The 17,249-nt window shown below is 44.4% G+C and carries 19 protein-coding genes; 16 read left to right on the top strand and 3 right to left on the bottom strand.

The window, feature by feature from the left end:
* Positions 1 to 19: 19 nt before the first annotated feature.
* Positions 20 to 514 carry a flavin reductase family protein gene (locus WQ57_RS12330; RefSeq protein ID WP_046524078.1) on the top strand — a complete coding sequence of 165 codons (495 nt, stop codon included), beginning with the start codon at positions 20 to 22 and terminating at the stop codon, positions 512 to 514.
* A gap of 35 nt (positions 515 to 549) precedes the next feature.
* On the opposite strand, the gene WQ57_RS12325 is transcribed toward WQ57_RS12330, so the two are convergent.
* Positions 550 to 897 carry a spore coat protein gene (locus tag WQ57_RS12325; protein WP_046524077.1) on the bottom strand — a complete coding sequence of 116 codons (348 nt, stop codon included), beginning with the start codon at positions 895 to 897 and terminating at the stop codon, positions 550 to 552.
* An 18-nt stretch (positions 898 to 915) separates the two neighbouring features.
* Positions 916 to 1,185, bottom strand: a complete 270-nt coding sequence (locus WQ57_RS12320) for a ferritin-like domain-containing protein (protein WP_046524076.1) — start codon at positions 1,183 to 1,185, stop codon at positions 916 to 918.
* 148 nt (positions 1,186 to 1,333) lie between these two features.
* Here WQ57_RS12320 and WQ57_RS12315 point away from each other — a divergent pair, with 148 nt between their 5' ends.
* The 15 genes from WQ57_RS12315 (at position 1,334) to WQ57_RS12255 (ending at position 16,457) form a co-directional block, all read left to right on the top strand.
* The gene (locus WQ57_RS12315) at positions 1,334 to 1,588 is read left to right on the top strand and encodes a DUF1292 domain-containing protein (protein ID WP_046524075.1); all 255 of its coding nucleotides are present in this window, start codon (positions 1,334 to 1,336) and stop codon (positions 1,586 to 1,588) included.
* Between the two features lie 211 nt (positions 1,589 to 1,799).
* Entirely contained in the window at positions 1,800 to 2,852 is a 1,053-nt protein-coding gene (locus tag WQ57_RS12310) for an ABC transporter substrate-binding protein (RefSeq protein ID WP_046524074.1), read from the top strand.
* A 12-nt stretch (positions 2,853 to 2,864) separates the two neighbouring features.
* Positions 2,865 to 3,638, top strand: coding sequence for an ABC transporter ATP-binding protein (locus WQ57_RS12305; protein WP_046524073.1), 774 nt, complete (start codon positions 2,865 to 2,867; stop codon positions 3,636 to 3,638).
* A gap of 3 nt (positions 3,639 to 3,641) precedes the next feature.
* Positions 3,642 to 4,433 (top strand): ABC transporter permease, encoded by a 792-nt coding sequence (locus WQ57_RS12300; protein WP_052948739.1) that lies wholly within the window; start codon positions 3,642 to 3,644, stop codon positions 4,431 to 4,433.
* Positions 4,434 to 4,559: 126 nt separating this feature from the next.
* Positions 4,560 to 4,718, top strand: a complete 159-nt coding sequence (locus tag WQ57_RS27005) for a hypothetical protein (protein ID WP_173427550.1) — start codon at positions 4,560 to 4,562, stop codon at positions 4,716 to 4,718.
* Positions 4,719 to 4,741: 23 nt separating this feature from the next.
* Positions 4,742 to 4,927 carry a hypothetical protein gene (locus WQ57_RS12295; protein ID WP_046524072.1) on the top strand — a complete coding sequence of 62 codons (186 nt, stop codon included), beginning with the start codon at positions 4,742 to 4,744 and terminating at the stop codon, positions 4,925 to 4,927.
* 182 nt (positions 4,928 to 5,109) lie between these two features.
* Positions 5,110 to 5,313 (top strand): hypothetical protein, encoded by a 204-nt coding sequence (locus tag WQ57_RS12290; protein WP_046524071.1) that lies wholly within the window; start codon positions 5,110 to 5,112, stop codon positions 5,311 to 5,313.
* Between the two features lie 102 nt (positions 5,314 to 5,415).
* Positions 5,416 to 6,165 carry a glucose 1-dehydrogenase gene (locus WQ57_RS12285; RefSeq protein ID WP_046524105.1) on the top strand — a complete coding sequence of 250 codons (750 nt, stop codon included), beginning with the start codon at positions 5,416 to 5,418 and terminating at the stop codon, positions 6,163 to 6,165.
* Positions 6,166 to 6,170: 5 nt separating this feature from the next.
* Entirely contained in the window at positions 6,171 to 7,505 is a 1,335-nt protein-coding gene (locus WQ57_RS12280; RefSeq protein ID WP_046524070.1) for an MATE family efflux transporter, read from the top strand.
* Between the two features lie 196 nt (positions 7,506 to 7,701).
* Positions 7,702 to 10,251, top strand: coding sequence for a PEP/pyruvate-binding domain-containing protein (locus tag WQ57_RS12275; RefSeq protein WP_046524069.1), 2,550 nt, complete (start codon positions 7,702 to 7,704; stop codon positions 10,249 to 10,251).
* 167 nt (positions 10,252 to 10,418) lie between these two features.
* Positions 10,419 to 12,791 (top strand): MSCRAMM family protein, encoded by a 2,373-nt coding sequence (locus WQ57_RS12270; RefSeq protein WP_046524068.1) that lies wholly within the window; start codon positions 10,419 to 10,421, stop codon positions 12,789 to 12,791.
* A 104-nt stretch (positions 12,792 to 12,895) separates the two neighbouring features.
* Entirely contained in the window at positions 12,896 to 13,744 is an 849-nt protein-coding gene (locus tag WQ57_RS12265) for a deoxyribonuclease IV (protein WP_046524067.1), read from the top strand.
* A 111-nt stretch (positions 13,745 to 13,855) separates the two neighbouring features.
* Positions 13,856 to 15,169, top strand: a complete 1,314-nt coding sequence (locus WQ57_RS12260; RefSeq protein ID WP_241481528.1) for a D-serine ammonia-lyase — start codon at positions 13,856 to 13,858, stop codon at positions 15,167 to 15,169.
* 93 nt (positions 15,170 to 15,262) lie between these two features.
* Entirely contained in the window at positions 15,263 to 15,427 is a 165-nt protein-coding gene (locus tag WQ57_RS26650) for a hypothetical protein (protein ID WP_156183124.1), read from the top strand.
* Positions 15,428 to 15,524: 97 nt separating this feature from the next.
* Positions 15,525 to 16,457 (top strand): D-2-hydroxyacid dehydrogenase, encoded by a 933-nt coding sequence (locus WQ57_RS12255; protein WP_046524066.1) that lies wholly within the window; start codon positions 15,525 to 15,527, stop codon positions 16,455 to 16,457.
* Between the two features lie 61 nt (positions 16,458 to 16,518).
* Here WQ57_RS12255 and WQ57_RS12250 read toward each other — a convergent pair whose 3' ends face one another.
* Complete coding sequence (locus WQ57_RS12250) at positions 16,519 to 17,010, bottom strand: CBO0543 family protein (RefSeq protein ID WP_046524065.1); 492 nt, start codon at positions 17,008 to 17,010, stop codon at positions 16,519 to 16,521.
* Positions 17,011 to 17,249 lie beyond the last annotated feature (239 nt).

Here is a 17,249-nt window from a genome sequence, read left to right as displayed (position 1 = left end):
GATGGAAGGGGAATGAATGATGGAGCAAAAAACAAACGAAACATTATTTAAAGAAGTAATGGGAAATTACCCTACTGGAGTGACCGTTGTGACCACAACAGATGAAAACGGAGTGCCGCTCGGCCTCACGGTCAATTCCTTTGCCTCGGTTTCGATTGATCCGTTGCTGGTACTGTGGTCGATCGATAAGCGCGTTACCTCCTACGAGCCATTCGTCAACAGCGGCAAATTTGCGGTCCATGTCCTTGCGGGCGACCAAAGCGACACTTGCATGCTGTTCGCTACAAAAGGGACAGACCGGTTCGCAAGCTGCGAATGGAAAATGTCTGAACATGATTTGCCGATTGTCTCTGGAGCTGCCGGCGTGATGCAATGCAAGACGTTCAAAACAGTGGATGCTGGTGACCACACCATCTTGATCGGGGAAGTCATCGATATCCAAAATCACGAAAAAGAGCCGCTTCTTTACCATAAGCGCAACTTTGGCAAAATTCCTGATGAGTTCTATAAATAAAAAAACTTTCCTGGCCTTTTGCCAGGAAAGTTTTTTTATTGGTAAGGAAACTGCTCTGAATAGTTGCTGAACTGTTTATGGGCCTTGTCGATTTTCTGCTGGTCTTCTGCCTCGAGCTTATACCAGCCATGCTTGAACATAAGGTTGAATAAATTGCGAGTGCTGTCATGCGTCTCTTTCAAAATCTGTACCATGTCGTTATACAGCGCTTCATGGCTGGCTTCACGGACAGCAATATTCATGCTGTCTGTGATGTACTTGCAGGTGCTTAGCGCATCATTGACAAAATCCCTATCGTTCATTTCGGGCGTCTTTACTTTTGGCAGTTCCCCTGTCTGCTGGTTGGCAATCTGGTTAGGGTTTTGTGATTGCTGGTTTTGCATACTATCACCTCGTATTTTTTAATGTTGAGTCTGATTATTGTTGAAGTTTGCCATCGCGTCGTTATTGTTTACCTGAAGGTGGGAAAGAAGACGCTGATAATGGTCCTGGTGCATTCTTCCCGCAGTGTCCAATGCTTCTTTGATCTCCTGGTTTTCAGCATGCTGAGCTAGAAAATGAAACTTTTTAAAGGCAAGCAATTCCCAGGACAAAGCATCTTTCAAATAAAGGATATCCTTTGTGGTAATGGCATTCGGCGGCTGTGGCACTTGGTTTTGTGTCTGGTTCATTTTTCCGCTCCTCACATATATTTTTGGTCACACTGTTATAGTGAGCGAAAGGAAACAAAATTATGCCAAAGAGTCTGCTGCTTGCGCATACCACTTGGAGCATAGGGAATTCTAAAGAGAGGCTTGGCAAACAACCGGGGGTGAAATAATGGAAAGAGATGAAATTCGCGATTTGATTACCGTTGAAAATGAGCTTGGACAGCAAGTATCTTACGAAGTGGAAGCATTGTTTGAAATGAACGGTGAGTCGTATGCTTTGTTGAGGTCAAGCGAAGAAACCATCTTAATGAAAGTAGAGGAAGATGACAAAGGACAGCATCTTGTCGGACTTTCCGATGACATTGAAAAGGAAGCGATTCTCGATGCATATGAAATTGCGGTGGATGCGGCTCCGGCCGATTAGCCCCGGAATCTGCAAATTTCCATTTAAGGAAAGCTGGTCTCAGTGTCAGCTTTCTATTTTTTTTGGTTTCTTTGAACCTTTTTCCGGCAAAATTTACGCTTTAATGCAAAAAAGCAAATTAAATATTTGAAAACTTTGTAGAATCTTGAAAAAATTGCGATATAATAGTGTTTAAATTATTTAAAAATAAAGTTTATGGGGGAAAGTTAAGGTGAGAAAATCATTATTTTTGATCATGGCTGGCATTTTAACACTAGTGTTGTCACTTGCCGGCTGCGGCCAAGGCGACGAAAATCAGCAGAAAGGAGCAGGTGAAGGAGATGATACTCCTGAAAAAGTTTCTGTTGATATCGGCATGCTGAAGCTCACAAGCTCGGCACCGCTATTCATAGCTATCGAGAAAGGGTTCTTTGAAGAAGAAAATATCCAGGCGAATGCAAAATGGTTTGAGGCAGCCCAGCCGATTGCAGTAGCTACTGCAGGCGGCAGTGTCGATGTTGGTGCTACCGGGATTACAGCCAGCCTGTATAATATGGTGGCAGGCGGTCAGCAATTGTGGATTGTTGCAGACAAAGGAAGAGAGCAGAAAGGATATTCTTCATCTGCCCTATTGGTACATAATGATTCGGAGGTCACGAAACCAGAAGAACTAAAAGGAAAACGGATTGGGATTACGCAAACAGGATCCACCTTCCACTATATGGCAGGGAGGATCCTTGAGAACCATGGGATGAGCCTGTCAGATGTTCAGCTTGTGCCGCTCAACAGCATCAAAGGTCTTATGGAAGCATTGAGCAGTCAGCAAGTCGATGCGGTTATACTAAACGAACCAAATATCTCTACAGCTGTTTCAGAAGGGTATGGCAGGGTCATTACCCAGGTGGGAGATGAAATGGATTATCAAACTTCAGGAATCTTTTTCTCTCCTAAGTTTGCCGAAAACAGGGACACCGCAGTCTCTTTCATGAAAGCCTATGCAAAGGCCAGTCAATACTACCATGATGCTGTACTGACCCAAAAGGACGGACAGGCAGTCCCGGGCGAAAATTATGAAGAAGTCATTGACATCATCGCCAAATACACAGACCAGGATCCCGAACTAATTAAAAAAGGGCTTCCATACATGGACCGTGACGGCAACCTGCTGGAGGAAGACATCCAAACCCAAATTGACTGGTATGCAAAGGAAAAGTTGATTGATAAAGCGATTGATGCGGACCAAATCGTAAATACGGAGTTTCTTAAGGAAGCATTGAACAATTAGGGAAGTGACATCATGAGGGTAGTAGTTGATAATGTCGAGAAAACATTCATTGATTCAAAGAAAAGGGAAGTAACCGCCCTTGAAAATATCAACTTCAGTATTGAAGAACAAGAATTTGTTGTTCTTGTCGGGCCAAGCGGATGCGGCAAATCGACCTTGCTGAATATTGTCGGGGGATTGCTATCCCCAAGCAAAGGTGAGGTCTACTTTGAAGGGAAAGAACAAAAAAATCCGAAGTTGGGAATTGTGTTCCAGGAAATTGCCTTACTTCCATGGCGCAATGTATATGAAAATGTAATTTACGGACTTGAAGAGAGCGGTGCGAGCAAGCAGGAGCAGAAGGTAAAGGGTAAGCATTATATCGACATGGTAGGCTTGACCGGTTTTGAAAAGGCCTTTCCAAAACAGCTTTCCGGGGGAATGAAACAGAGAGCCGGAATTGCGAGGGCGCTTGCTGTAGAACCAGACTTATTGTTAATGGACGAACCGTTCTCTGCACTCGATGCCCAGACCAGGACGATTATGCAGGAAGAGCTGCTCACAATCTGGGACCGCACCCGGCTAAGTACGTTGTATGTAACACATAACATCCAGGAAGCCGTTTATCTTGCCGATCGGGTCATTGTGTTATCCCGACACCCTGGTCATATCAAAAAAATCATCAAAATCGAATTGCCGAAAATGGGCCGTGACCAGGAAAAATACCGGAGTCAATTTGAACGATACTCCCAAGAAATTTGGAGCCTAATCCGCCATGACGCCGAAGAAGCTCTAAAGGAGGCGTAAGCAATGGCTGCTGTAAAACAAGTAATTAAAAACAGGGTGGCATTTTTGGATCAAAAAGTGCCCCCTTATATACCCGTTTTAGGAATAACTGGGCTGCTGCTCATTTGGGAGCTAATTTGCAGATTAAACATCGTCCCGCCGCTTTTCCTGCCGGCCCCTACGGCAATCGTTGCCGACGGATGGCAGATGATCAGCAGCGGTGAACTGTTTCGGCATTTGATGGCCAGCCTGACAAGAATTCTCGGAGGCTATGCAATAGGAACTGTGCTGGGAATTACTGTCGGCCTTATCCTTGGCTTTTCAAAATGGGCAGATGCCATTTTCACACCTATCGTATATTCGATTTATCCGATACCGAAAATCGCTTTACTGCCTTTGATCATCTTGTGGTTTGGAATCGGTGAAATGCCAAAGGTCGCGATCATCGCCCTTGGTGTATTTTTTCCAGTGCTGATTAACACCTTTTCAGGAGTGAAAAATGTTGACCCGATACTAATAAAAGCTGCTGTTACGTTTGGGTCTAATCATTTGAATGTCATCCGCAAGGTCATTCTTCCAGGGGCGCTGCCAACCATTTTTGCAGGTCTAAAGCTTGCTGCAGGTACAGCTTTACTTCTGTTAGTATCTGCAGAAATGATTGCTGCCCAGTATGGCATTGGGGCAATGGTGCTGCATTACGGCAATTTGATGATTACCACAAAGTTGATGGCTGGAGTTCTCCTGCTTTCACTGCTTGGCCTGCTGTTCAACAGAGGGCTTCAGTGGCTTGAGCGCAGGCTCATTCCGTGGAAATAGGAGGCAAGGACAATATCCTTTAAAAGGATGTTGTCTTTTTTGCTTTTAGCAGGAAACATATTGGGTTTTCCTGTATAATTCTGACTTTTATAGAGAAGGGTATACCATGAAAGGGGCTGTTCAGGCATGAAAGACAATCAGGATAAACATCAGACGGAAGCGACCATGGCTCCCGGAATGGACGATCAGGAAGAACTGACACAGAGTGCCACACAGACGGAATTGAATAAAGGCGAGTATACAGAAGTGACTACCTTGTCATTGGACGAAAATGATCCAAGCTAAGTAATAAGCAAGGAGGAAACCAAATGAGTGACTGGAATGAACAAGGCGCTCCGAATAATAATTTGGACCCTGTCACAATCCGCTCTTCAAGGCTCGTAGGCAAAAAAGGTCTCAATGAACATGCATTCTCGGAGGAGCTTGCCGACGGCGGAGAACGTGACGATATCATTGAAAAGCAGCTGAAAAGCCGGCAGCCCGGGATGGGCTGATCCTTTTATAAAAGTGTGCTTAAAGAGGTGAAATCGTGAAAGCCAAAAATGAACACATCAATAAACAAAAAGGCAAGCATAACAAAGCTTTTCCAATCATCGGCCAAGGTGATCCCAACTTATCGCCGGATGCTGGGAAACGATTGAAATAAGCTCGTCAAACCAATTTGATGGAGGAGATTATGGATATAGCAAGTCAAATGGCCGCAGAGCTAAAACAAATGATCCAGGCGGGAGAAATCCAGGAAGACATTACGGATGAACTGCAGGCGATTATCCAGGGACTCGAGAGCGGCAAGCGACAAATGAATGATTATTATGGAGCCAGCACTTCGGGGAAGGTTTTACAGGTACTGGATGAAGTCAACCAAAGAATCAAAAAGTAAAGAGCAGACTATCCTGCTCTTTTCTTATGCTTATCCTTTTAAAGTGCCAAAAATGATGTGGTATTGTATATGTAATACGTAAAGGAATGAAGGTGAATGAAAATGAATTTCGAGAAACAAGTGGTGATTGTCACCGGAGCCGCCAATGGAATTGGACAAGGAATCGCTGCCATGTACGCTGAAAAGGGAGCAATAGTTGTAGTAGCGGATTATGATAAAGAAAATGGCACACAAGTCACTGAATTGATTAAAGATAATGGCGGGGAAGCAATGTTTGTCCCAACCGATGTCAGGCGGGAAGAGGATATTAAAAATCTGATGAAAACCGCTTACGATACATATGGAAGGATTGACATTCTGATCAATAATGCCGGAAAAGGCTTATTTAAATCTCCCTATGATGTAACGATTGATGAGTGGGATGATGTGATCTTCACCAATTTGCGCAGTGTGTTCCTAGGTTCGCGCGAGGCGGCGAAATATATGCGCAAAAATGAGAATGGAGGAGCCATCGTCAATATCGCTTCGACCCGGGCTATTATGTCAGAACCAAATTCCGAAGCATATGCGGCTTCAAAGGGCGGAATCACAGGAATCACCCACGCACTGGCAGCATCGTTTGCACAAGATGGAATTGCAGTAAACTGCATTTCCCCAGGCTGGATTGAAACGGGAGATTACGCAAGCCTGAGAGATGTCGACCACAGGCAGCACTTCTCCAACAGAGTCGGCAGACCGGATGACATTGCCAGGGCATGCCTTTACCTTACAGCCCGGGAAAACAACTTTGTCAATGGCATCAACCTTGTAGTCGACGGCGGTATGACAAGGAAAATGATTTACGAGGAATAAATTTCATGCAGCAATATGATTTTACGCAAGGATCCATCCTGAAACAGCTGCTGTTTTTTTCTGGACCCATCTTGTTAACGAATCTCCTTCAGGTGTCCTACCAATTGATTGACAGTCTATGGGTTGGCAATCTTCTTGGTGCCAATGCTCTGGGAGCCGTGACGATATCGGGGACGATCCTTGTTACGGTTCTGTCTTTCATCCTGGGAATCAACAATGCGACACTGACGATCCTCGCGCAGCAGCGGGGAAAAGGCGACGAGCAGGGGATTGTGTCCTATGTGAATGCCTTTGTTGTTCTATTGTTCTCCTTATCTATTTTGGTTGGAATCGCCGGTTTCCTACTTTCCGAGCAGCTCCTGCTCATGCTTAACACACCGGCGGAAATGCTTCGTGAAGCCAATCTGTACTTGCGAATCAATTTTATCGGCATCCTCTTCCTGTTCGGCTATAATTTTATCGGCACCATACTCAGAGCTCTGGGGGACAGCAAAACACCGTTGAAGTTTGTGTTTGCAGCCGTCCTGCTGAATACAGTGCTTGACCCTCTGTTTATTTCAGTGTTCGGCTGGGGAGTGCAAGGTGCCGCTTATGCTACCGTTTTATCACAGGGATTGGCATTTGTCCTGGGAGTTCTTTATACAATCAGAAAAAGGCTCGTGCCATTTACAATTCCACATCTGCCACGGGCTGATGAGGTAAGGCAATTTCTAAGGCTCGGAATTCCTTCCGGTTTGCAGATGACTGTCATTTTTGCCGGGGTGACCGCCATCATGAGTGTTGTCAACTCATTTGGCGGAAATGTTGTGGCCGGATTTGGAGCCTCACAGCGGATTGACAGCCTGATTCTCTTGCCCGCAACCGCTCTTGGCACTGCCGTCAATAGCATGGCAGGCCAAAACATTGGCGGTAATCGCTGGGACCGGGTCAGGCAGCTGGCACTTTATGGCTCTCTCTATAATTTCGTCATTATGCTGGTGGTTGCCTTCATTATTTTCTTTTTTGCGGAGTACTTTATCAGGTTGTTTATCCAGGAGCCTGAAGCAGTTGCATTTGGAAAGGATTATTTAAGAATCATAGCCTTCTTTTATCCAATCATCGGCTTGAACTTCATATTGAACGGCATCGTCAGAGGAGCTGGTGCCATGTATCCAGTGCTGGTGCTGAACATTGTGTCTTTCTGGGTGCTTCGCTATCCGCTTACCTATCTATGTTCTACCTATTTTGGTGATAACGGAATCGCCATCGGAATGGGCATAAGCTTCATCCTCAGCAGCCTGTTTGCTTCAGCCTATTATTTTTGGGGAAGGTGGAGGAAAAAGACGTTATTTAGTGAGTAACTGCAGAATTGAAATTAGGCACGTAATCATACTATTGTAAAATAATTTGTTTCGTTCTTAATTCCCGCCCGGTGTGCAAACCCGGGTGTTTTTTTATGGATATTACAGTGTATCTTTGAACAAAAAGCATTTGAAAGGTAAAATAAATAAATACAGAAAACTTAGTTTTTATTATGAAAAGGGGGGAAAAGCGAAGATGGACCGCCATGACAAAGCTAGTACAGGAATCAGCGGTTTTGACAAAGTGATTGACATGCTCCGCCTTGGTGACAATGTCGTCTGGCAGGTAGATTCTTTAGAGCATTATAAAAAAATGGTCCAGCCTTATGTCGACCAGGCACTAAGGGACAATAGGAAGATTGTCTATGTACGCTTTGGGAGCCATGAACCTGTAATCCCTAACAAGGAAAATATTAAAATCTGCCATCTTGACGCGGGAAAAGGCTTTGAAAGTTTTGCTACCGAAGTTCACAGCCTTATCGAGCAGGAAGGCCGCAAAACCTTTTATGTATTTGATTGCCTGACAGAATTGTTGAAACATTGGCATTCCGACCTGATGATCGGCAACTTTTTTAAAGTATCATGCCCGTTCCTCTATGAACTTGATACCATCGCCTATTTTGCCATCCACAGGAACGTCCATACCTACAGCACCATCGCAGGGATACGGGAAACAACCCAGCTGTTGCTAGATTTATATGAAGTGAATGATAAATTCTACATACACCCGCTTAAGGCAGCAGACCGATACTCGCCAACCATGTTTTTCCCACATTACATCTTCGGGCAGGAAGCTGTCTGCATCTCGGCAAGTTCCGAAATAGCACAGCTGTTTTCAACACTGCGTCGGAGTGAAGAACGCCTGGATTACTGGACTGTCATCTTCAACCAGGCCCGGGAAGCATTAACACATGATAAGGATGAACAGGAAAAAACCAAAAAGCTGCTGATGACTTTGCTGATCGGCCATGAATCAAGAATGCTTGAGTTATGCAACAGCTTTTTCTCCCTGAGCGATATTTTAATGATTGCATCAAGGGAGATAGGGTCAGGATTTATTGGAGGAAAAAGCGTCGGCATGCTTCTTGCCCGCAAAATACTCGAGCAGGAGGAAGAAGGCCGTTTCATTCCCTATCTAGAACCACATGACTCCTTTTATCTGGGCTCCGATGTCTTTTACACCTATATTGTTCAAAACGGGTGGTGGAAACTGAGAGTCAAGCAAAAAACAAAGGAAGGATATTTTCGCTATGCCTCTGAATTGAGGGAAAACCTCCTTAGAGGAAGATTTCCTGACAACATTAAAGAGCAATTTGTCCAGGTGCTGGAGTATTTTGGCCAATCTCCAATCATTGTCCGCTCAAGTTCCCTCCTTGAAGATAATTTCGGCAATGCCTTTGCCGGAAAGTATGAAAGTGTATTCTGTGCCAACCAGGGAACACCCGAGGAGCGTTATACAGCCTTTGAGCAGGCCATCCGGACAGTTTATGCAAGCACGATGAATGAGGATGCCCTCAGGTATCGAATGGACCGGGGACTGTTCGAAAAAGACGAACAGATGGCGATTTTGATTCAGCGCGTATCAGGTGACCAGTATGGCCAGTCTTTCTTTCCGCATATCGCAGGTGTTGGGAACTCATCCAACCTGTATGTGTGGGATCAAAGCATCGATATGGATGCCGGTATGCTGCGGCTTGTGTTCGGTCTTGGGACGAGGGCAGTCGACAGAACCGTGAAGGATTACGCCAAAATTATCACGCTTGATGATCCATTGCGCTCGCCGCTTATGAACCTTGAGGATGAAAAGAAGTTTAGCCAGCATGATGCCGATGTTCTTGACCTGAATGGGAATGCTTTGACCAGCCAAAATGTCCAGGTTCTCTTCCGCCAGGATTTGAAGGCGGATAAAGGCTTGTTTGCGAACATGGACCATGCAGGTGCTGCGCGCCTGCGCGAGCTAGGCTATGCAGACGGAGAAGTACCCTATATCCTTACTTTTCAAAGGCTTTTGAAGGATACAAGCTTTACTGCGTTAATGAAAGATATTCTGCGGGTCCTGTCACAGGTGTATGACTATCCTGTCGATATCGAATTCTGTGCCAATTTCAATGATGAGGATCACTATAAAATCAACCTCCTTCAATGCCGCCCTCTTCAGACCAGAGGACTTGGAAAACCGGTACAATTGCCGGAAATTAAAGCAGGGGACAGCTGCTTCTTTGCCGCCAATGGCCATTTTATGGGCGGAAATGTCCGTCTGCCTATCCATTATGTTGTCTTTGTCAATACGCAAACCTATTTGGAAAGCAGTGAGCAGCGAAAATACAGCATCGCCCGGCAAATCGGCAAATTGAATTCCGAACTAAAAGGGGAGAATGTTCTTCTGATTGGTCCGGGAAGATGGGGGACCACCACACCATCCCTTGGAGTTCCTGTCCACTTTTCGGAACTATCCCATATGAGTGTCATCTGTGAAGTGGCCTCTTCACAAGGCGGCTTGATGCCGGAGCTTTCGTATGGAAGTCATTTCTTTCAGGATTTGGTGGAATCCGGCATTTTTTATGCAGCTATTTTTGATGGCGAAAAAGACGTAATCTTTCAACCAGAATATGTACTGGAAAAGGAGAATCTCCTTTCGGCACTCTTGCCAAAAAGCAGCAGATTTGAAGATGTCATTCATGTTGCCAGAACGGAAGGAATGGAAATATTCTCGGATATTGTCTCACAAAAACTTGTATGCAGATAAAATACCCCTCCCAAAAACCGCTTTAAAAAAGCGGTTTTTCTTTTGAAGAAAATAGTCGAAACAAATAATTTTCGACATCCAGAAATTGTAAAGGAGAAGAGATTATGCCCGGCGAATAGTTATTATGGCTTTGAAAGAGCCCAAATAAATAACACGGGGGGAAAAAAATGGGGAAAAAGCTGCTTTACATGTTTTTTTTGATTGCTTTTGTCGCAAGCAGTCTGCTTGGAGGCATCCAGCCTGCTGCAGCTCATGAAATGAAGGGGGAAAAAGGCAATAAGGGAAAGGGTTTCGAAGCTACCGTCAAAGACGGCCCACTAGTACTAAAAAATACCCCTTTGCTGATCAGTGAGAAGGGTCGAAATAGTGATGTAAAATTTGTCGTTACTGATTCTCGAGGCAGCTTCAAAACAAGCCTGGCGGATGGTGCCTATGCCATCAAGGGACTGAAAAGCAAGGAAAATACCTGGCATAGCACGAATACGAGTTTTTCTGTTTCAGGCGGAAAAGTGGCGAGCAAAAACAAAGAAATTACCATCTTGAAGAAAGAAAAATCGAAAGGAAAGCAAAAATCGTCGTTCAACCTTAGCGGTACATTGACCGAAGGAGACAAGGGACTTAAGGGAACTCTGATTCTTTCGAAACTCACGGGTGATTACGAGGAAAAGATATATACCGTTTCCTCCAATAGGAACGGACAATTTTCCGCCTCCCTTCCTGATGGTGAATACTATGTACATGGAATCGAGACAGATGGTGGGTTTTACCGCTATGAAATGTTTTTTTCTGTGGAAGGTAAAGCAGTTGTAGTTGAAGGCGAAAAACTGGGGGCATTAAACATTTCCCTGCCTGTAAGTGCCTACACAGGAAAAGCATCAGACAGCAGCAATCCGCTCTCGGATGCTGGAATTGTTCTTGAAAAACTTCTCAGCGATGAAGAGTGGGACACTGAGTTCATCCAATACGCAACAACCAGTAAAAAGGGCGAATTTGCTCTCAGAGAACTGAATGATGGTGCTTATGCACTCAGCATCTATCATGATACATTCGAAGCTTGGCAAGTTGTCAAATTCACTGTCGAAGACGGTAAAATATTTGTGAATGGCAAGGAAGTTGCACACTTGGCTTTTAAGGTTCCTGAACTAACCTTAAAAGGTACTCTCCTTGACGGAAAGAAGCCAGTTGGCAATGCTGGCCTAAATATTGAAGGCGAAAGTGCAGACGGGGAATATATTCACTCGTATGTTTCTGCAGATAAAAACGGCAATTTCCAGTACCGTTTGCCAGATGGCAGCTATACAATCTTTTCGGTTGATGAAGCAAACCGGAGCACCTATATTAATATTCCATTTGAAATTGCCGGTGGCAAAATCGTACATGAAGGCAAAGCTATCAAGTCATTGACTGTTGCACTTCCGCCTGTTACCTTCAACGGAAAACTGGTGGATGGAGGAACGAGTCTCGAAGGCACCGTATATGTAGAGAAAATGAGTGAAGAAGGATACTACGATTCATATGATGCCTGGACAGATGAAAATGGCAGCTTCTCTATGCGTTTAAGCGATGGCAAATACAAGATTGCAGGCGGTTTCCTATTCGAAGATGGTGAAGATTTCAGCCTTTCGACTGAATTCGAAATAGTTGGCGGTAAACTTTATGTCGATGGGAAGCGGCTTAGCCTACTGGAGGTGCAAGTTCCGCCTGTCACACTTCAGGGAATTGTGCTTGATGGAGGCCAGCCAATTAACGGCGGAGAAATGGAAATTTCCTCTGCGGACCGGAACCATTATTACTGGAAATCGATTCGGGAAGACGGCAGCTTCTCTATGAGACTCGCGGATGGCGATTATAATGTTGAAACCATTTATTTAATGGAAGAAGGCAGCAGCACTTTCATCAATATGTCTTTTTCGATTAAGGATGGCAAGCTTTTTTCAGGGGGAGAGTTTCTTGAATCCCTTCAGATTTCTCTTCCGGGTGTTACCTTGACAGGAACTCTGTCTGAAGAAGGAAATCCAGTTATGGGCGAATTGTCGATCATGGAAATCAACAAAGCGGATTACCCTGTTTCAGTTTGGGGAGTAACAAATGAAGACGGCAAGTTCAGCTTCCGACTTCCTGATGGTGATTATATGATTGAGCACATATTCTTGTTTGACGGCACGCAATTTGCCCCTAACACTGAATTCAGCATCCAGGACGGCAGCCTGTATGTAAATGGGGTACCAGCAGACTCACTTGACTTTGTAGTTCCTCCTGTCACCCTGTACGGAATCGTCACCAGAAATGGCCAGACATTGGCAGAGGGAAATGTTAACGTAATTTCATCCAATGAGGAATATAACAGTTACCAATCCAGCTGGATTCACGAGGATGGAACCTACCGCTTCCGCCTTGATGACGGCGACTACCAAATACTTTCGATCGAGACCTATCCTGATTATGAGCCTATCTTTCTGAAAAAAGACTTTAGCATCCAGTCTGGCAGAATCGTAGTGGATGGCAAAGAGGTAGAATCGCTGGATATTAATCTTCCATAATTGAGGTTAAGAATGGGTCCCTTTTTGGGCTCCATTCTTTTTTTGTATAGCTGCCGTCTTCTCAACTCATCCTAAATACTAAACTTTTTAGGAAGGTAGACATCATGAAATTCGGAAGCCATGTTAGCATACGTAACGGATATTATGGCGCAGCAAAACGGGCAGCAAGTAATGGGGCAGCTGCTTTTCAGTATTTTCCGAAGAACCCGCGCAGCCTTTCGGTAAAAGCCTTTGACCGCCAAGATGCCGAAAGCTGCAAACAATTTTGCCGGGAGCATGGCATTTTAACCGTTGCCCATACCCCTTACTCAACCAGCCTCACTCCGCCGGATGACAAAAAGGAGATGACGATCAACTCGCTGCTGAATGACCTGGAAATCACACAGGCTTGCGGCTCGGTTGGAGTTGTCGTCCATTTTGGCAGTCAGATCAGCTCAAGCGACCCGCTTGCCAGCTATCATCTGATGATTGAGATGCTGAACACCGTGCTGAGCCAATGGGATGGTGACAGCCTGATCCTGCTGGAGAACAACGCAGGTACAAAGGGTGCATTGGGAATTACGTTTGAAGAAATGGTACAAATCCGGAGTTTATGCGATGAGCCAGAAAAAATCGGCTTTTGCTTTGATACTTGCCACGCCTTTGCCAGCGGACTATGGGATGGGCGAAATACCGGAGAAATCGTTTCTAAAGGAGAAGATTTGGGGTATTGGACCCACCTGAAGGCTGTACATCTCAATAACTCCAAATATCCAACAGGTTCGAAAAAAGACCGTCATGCCAATATTTTCAATAGCGGCCATATAAAAGAGCTCGAACTCGAGCAGCTGGTCAGAGTGCCGCTGTTAAAAGAAATCCCATTTATTCTTGAGACACCGGATGACGAGGGGATCACCCATAGCCAAGAGATTGAAATGCTTTATGAACGATGGGGAAAGAATGAAAGAACTTGATGTCTCATCCATTTATGTCCTTGGAATTCATCCCAATCGGTACCCCTATGGTATAATGGCAGAATATTTAGCTATATAACGCCATTCCTAAAAAGAAAAGGGGAAGTTGAAGTGGAGAAAAGAATTGATGTTGGTGAACATGTAAAAAAACAGCCAATTTTGAGGAGTGTCATGGACCAAAAATCCGTCTTATGGTTGAATCCGGATTATAAGGCTAAGCCTGATTTTCCGGTCCACGACTTAAACACTCAAATCATCATTGATGCACAAAATCGATTTAAAAACTTTTTACCTTTGCTAAGAGTCTTATTTCCAGAAATAGAGGGAGATCTCCAATCCCCGCTATCCGAAATTCCACAGATGAAGAAGGAACTTGAAAAGAAGTATTCCGTAAATATTGGAGACCCGCTTCTGCTGAAAAGGGACGATCAACTGCCTGTGGCAGGATCAATAAAAGCGCGCGGCGGTTTCCACGAGGTGTTTGCATTTGCCGAACATCTCGCTTTAACGCATGGCTTACTGAACAGTAATCAGGAAAATTATATGCAATTGCTCAGTGATAAGGCTAAACAACTGTTTCGTCAGTACACCATTGCTGTCGGCTCTACCGGAAATTTAGGCTTAAGCATAGGGATGATTGGTACAGCATTAGGATTCCAGGTGGCTGTCCATATGTCTGCGGATGCCAAAGAGTGGAAGAAAAACCTCCTAAGGCAGCATGGGGTCAAAGTTGTTGAGCATGCTTCCGATTATACCCTTGCCGTCGAAGCTGCGCGAAAGGAAAGTGAAGCAGACAAACAGTCTTATTTTGTCGATGACGAAAACTCGCAGCTTTTATTTGCCGGTTATGCCGCAGCCGCGAATGAATTAAAAACCCAGCTAGACGAAAAAGGAATTGAGATCCATTCCGGACAGCCGTTGTTTGTTTACCTGCCATGCGGCGTCGGCGGCGGACCTGGAGGAATTACCTTCGGACTGAAAAGTGTCTTTGGTGCTGACGTCCACTGTTTTTTCGCGGAGCCAACCTCATCACCGGCCATGCTTGTCGGATTGGCAACAAAGCTTCACAATCATGTTTCTGTTCAGGTTTTTGGATTGGACAACAAGACTGAGGCCGATGGACTGGCAGTAGGCACACCTTCCGCTTTTGTCGGCACGATTATGGAAGAATTGCTTTCGGGAATATATACCATTACGGATGAAGAACTTTTCCGACTTTTATATAGCCTCTCAACGTCGGAAAACATCTTCCTAGAACCGTCTGCGCTAGCCGGGATGAAAGGACCTGTTATGACCAGCTCAGCGTCAAAAGGTCCAGGCACCAATCAGGCTGTTCATGTTGTGTGGGCCACAGGAGGCAGCCTAGTGCCCGGGGAGATAAGGGAAAACTTTTTGCAAAGAGGAGCAGGGCTGGTCGATAGATAGTCGCTGAACCATCCTTGCAGAATGCTAATAACCGCATGTATAGCCGACATCAATCAGCAGATAATACAAGTGACAATAAAGGAGGGCAACACAGTGACAAAGGAAGAATTGACTAGCATTACGAAGCAGCCGCTCATGTCAACGGGTACGACAGAGCAAGGGTTTAAAAAGGAAAACAAGGAGAAAAGAATCACTGATATCCCAAGAATCGGCCAGGGTATTGTAGGCGATGACGGTATAACAGGTACAATTCGATAATCGAACATAAAAAACAGCCAACAAACTGGCTGTTTTTTATTGGGGCCATTTTTTCAGGTATAATTTAAGGTACCAAAGGTGGAGAGGTGTAAACTAAATGAAAATACAAAACATTGTTGTGGCCAGTCCGATGTATAAAGAAATCCAACAGTTAATTGATCCCAGAAAACTACATAATAATTTCCGCTATGTCCATGAAGATGATTTGACACAGGAGGATCTGGACTGGGCCGACGCCCTGGCAGCGTTTAATTTAAAAAAGACATTCGATCTTAGCCAGGTAAAATGGGTTCACTCGCTTGGTGCAGGTGTCGACAAGTTTTTATTTAAGAAAGAATGGCCAGGAGAAGTATTGTTAACGAGAACAGTGTGTTCTTTTGGACAGCGGATTGCAGAGTATTGTTTAAGCTATCTTTTAAAAGACTTACAGTATCATCAGGAATTCCAACAGATGCAGGAAAGGAAAAAGTGGCAGCCAATGACCCCTAAACTGTTAAATCAGCAGAAAGTCATAATATATGGCACAGGGGAGATTGGCCAAAAAGCGGCAGAAGTCCTGACTTATTTGGGCGTTGAGGTGTATGGAGTATCACTGAGCGGGAAGGAAAAGGCGTTCTTCAAAGAGGTCATGACGATTGAAACCCATTTTTCCAAGCTGAAAGAAATGGATTATCTCATAAACACTTTGCCGTTGACGGAGAGGACCGAACATTTATTCGCCACCCGTATATTTGGACACTTAAAGGGAGCTGGCTTTATCAATGTGGGGCGGGGAGCAACCGTTAACGAGGATGCACTTCTTCAGGCCCTTGACGAGGAAAAAGTTCGATTTGCTGTCCTTGATGTTTTTGCCAAGGAGCCGCTTCCAGCAGAAAACAAATTGTGGGAACATCCAAATGTGTCCATTACACCTCATATATCCGCCGTTACAACACCAGAAGAAGGAGTGGACTGCTTCATCGAGACGCTTAGAAACGTGGAAGCTGGCAAGCAGCTCACAAACAAGGTCGACCCTCTTAAGGGGTTTTAACGTACAGCTTCCCAAAAATAAAAGCTATCAACCTAAAAAAGGAACTAGTATTGTTCCTTTTTTAGGTTATTGACAATTCCTTGGTATTCATCTTCCTGATAACTGCTATAACCAACCTGCACACCAGCATTTTGGTCATTAAACTTAAGAACGAATGATACCATGTCCATCCTTTTTTCCAGGTAATCAGGTCGGTCTTTTTTTCGGCCAACATCTCAATCAAAACCTGAGGGATGATAAAAGGAAAGAGCTTCAGGAAGATACCGCTTGGTCTGCTGTTCAGTGTCCATTGATTGTAATACAGCAGCATTAAGGGATATTGTAGATAATCAAAAGGAACATGGATCATGAATTTGTTGTTAAAAGGCCTTATTTTGTATTTTAAATATCCCTTGGATACAAGGAATCTGTCTGCAAAAGAGTTGCCAATCACGCTTACAAGATAAACAATAATCCAATCCTTTAGCGGCCGTTTCACAATGGCGAAAGGCAGCAAGATCATGGCTGTGACTGTGGCAAGCGATAAAAAGGTAACCTGATATTTTCGGTCCATATTCGACACACCTCCTTTTATATTGTGATGAAACGGGCGAGTGGATATGTATGAATGTTACATAGACACTGTTAAATCTTGTTTAAATAGGAAAGCAAATGCTGAAAATTGCGGGAACAGAACATTTGTTCTATAATTAAAATAAGCAAGGAAATCGGTAAGGAGGGAAGAAGCTATGGCAAGAAACCCTGGATTACAGACGAACAAATTATTCAATTATATAAAAGCGGAAGGCCTTT

The sequence above is a fragment of the Mesobacillus campisalis genome (genome assembly GCF_000986785.1).
Classification (GTDB): domain Bacteria; phylum Bacillota; class Bacilli; order Bacillales; family Cytobacillaceae; genus Mesobacillus_B; species Mesobacillus_B campisalis.
This window is presented reverse-complemented; position numbering and strand designations above follow the sequence as displayed.

Excerpts from the sequence above, each read along its gene's own strand:
- WQ57_RS12330 (WP_046524078.1), top strand. The coding sequence starts at position 20 with ATGGAGCAAAAAACAAACGAAACATTATTTAAAGAAGTAATGGGAAAT.
- WQ57_RS12325 (WP_046524077.1), bottom strand. The coding sequence starts at position 897 with ATGCAAAACCAGCAATCACAAAACCCTAACCAGATTGCCAACCAGCAG.
- WQ57_RS12320 (WP_046524076.1), bottom strand. The coding sequence starts at position 1,185 with ATGAACCAGACACAAAACCAAGTGCCACAGCCGCCGAATGCCATTACC.
- WQ57_RS12315 (WP_046524075.1), top strand. The coding sequence starts at position 1,334 with ATGGAAAGAGATGAAATTCGCGATTTGATTACCGTTGAAAATGAGCTT.
- WQ57_RS12305 (WP_046524073.1), top strand. The coding sequence starts at position 2,865 with ATGAGGGTAGTAGTTGATAATGTCGAGAAAACATTCATTGATTCAAAG.
- WQ57_RS12300 (WP_052948739.1), top strand. The coding sequence starts at position 3,642 with ATGGCTGCTGTAAAACAAGTAATTAAAAACAGGGTGGCATTTTTGGAT.
- WQ57_RS27005 (WP_173427550.1), top strand. The coding sequence starts at position 4,560 with ATGAAAGACAATCAGGATAAACATCAGACGGAAGCGACCATGGCTCCC.
- WQ57_RS12295 (WP_046524072.1), top strand. The coding sequence starts at position 4,742 with ATGAGTGACTGGAATGAACAAGGCGCTCCGAATAATAATTTGGACCCT.
- WQ57_RS12290 (WP_046524071.1), top strand. The coding sequence starts at position 5,110 with ATGGATATAGCAAGTCAAATGGCCGCAGAGCTAAAACAAATGATCCAG.
- WQ57_RS12285 (WP_046524105.1), top strand. The coding sequence starts at position 5,416 with ATGAATTTCGAGAAACAAGTGGTGATTGTCACCGGAGCCGCCAATGGA.
- WQ57_RS12280 (WP_046524070.1), top strand. The coding sequence starts at position 6,171 with ATGCAGCAATATGATTTTACGCAAGGATCCATCCTGAAACAGCTGCTG.
- WQ57_RS12275 (WP_046524069.1), top strand. The coding sequence starts at position 7,702 with ATGGACCGCCATGACAAAGCTAGTACAGGAATCAGCGGTTTTGACAAA.
- WQ57_RS12270 (WP_046524068.1), top strand. The coding sequence starts at position 10,419 with ATGGGGAAAAAGCTGCTTTACATGTTTTTTTTGATTGCTTTTGTCGCA.
- WQ57_RS12265 (WP_046524067.1), top strand. The coding sequence starts at position 12,896 with ATGAAATTCGGAAGCCATGTTAGCATACGTAACGGATATTATGGCGCA.
- WQ57_RS12255 (WP_046524066.1), top strand. The coding sequence starts at position 15,525 with ATGAAAATACAAAACATTGTTGTGGCCAGTCCGATGTATAAAGAAATC.
- WQ57_RS12250 (WP_046524065.1), bottom strand. The coding sequence starts at position 17,010 with ATGGACCGAAAATATCAGGTTACCTTTTTATCGCTTGCCACAGTCACA.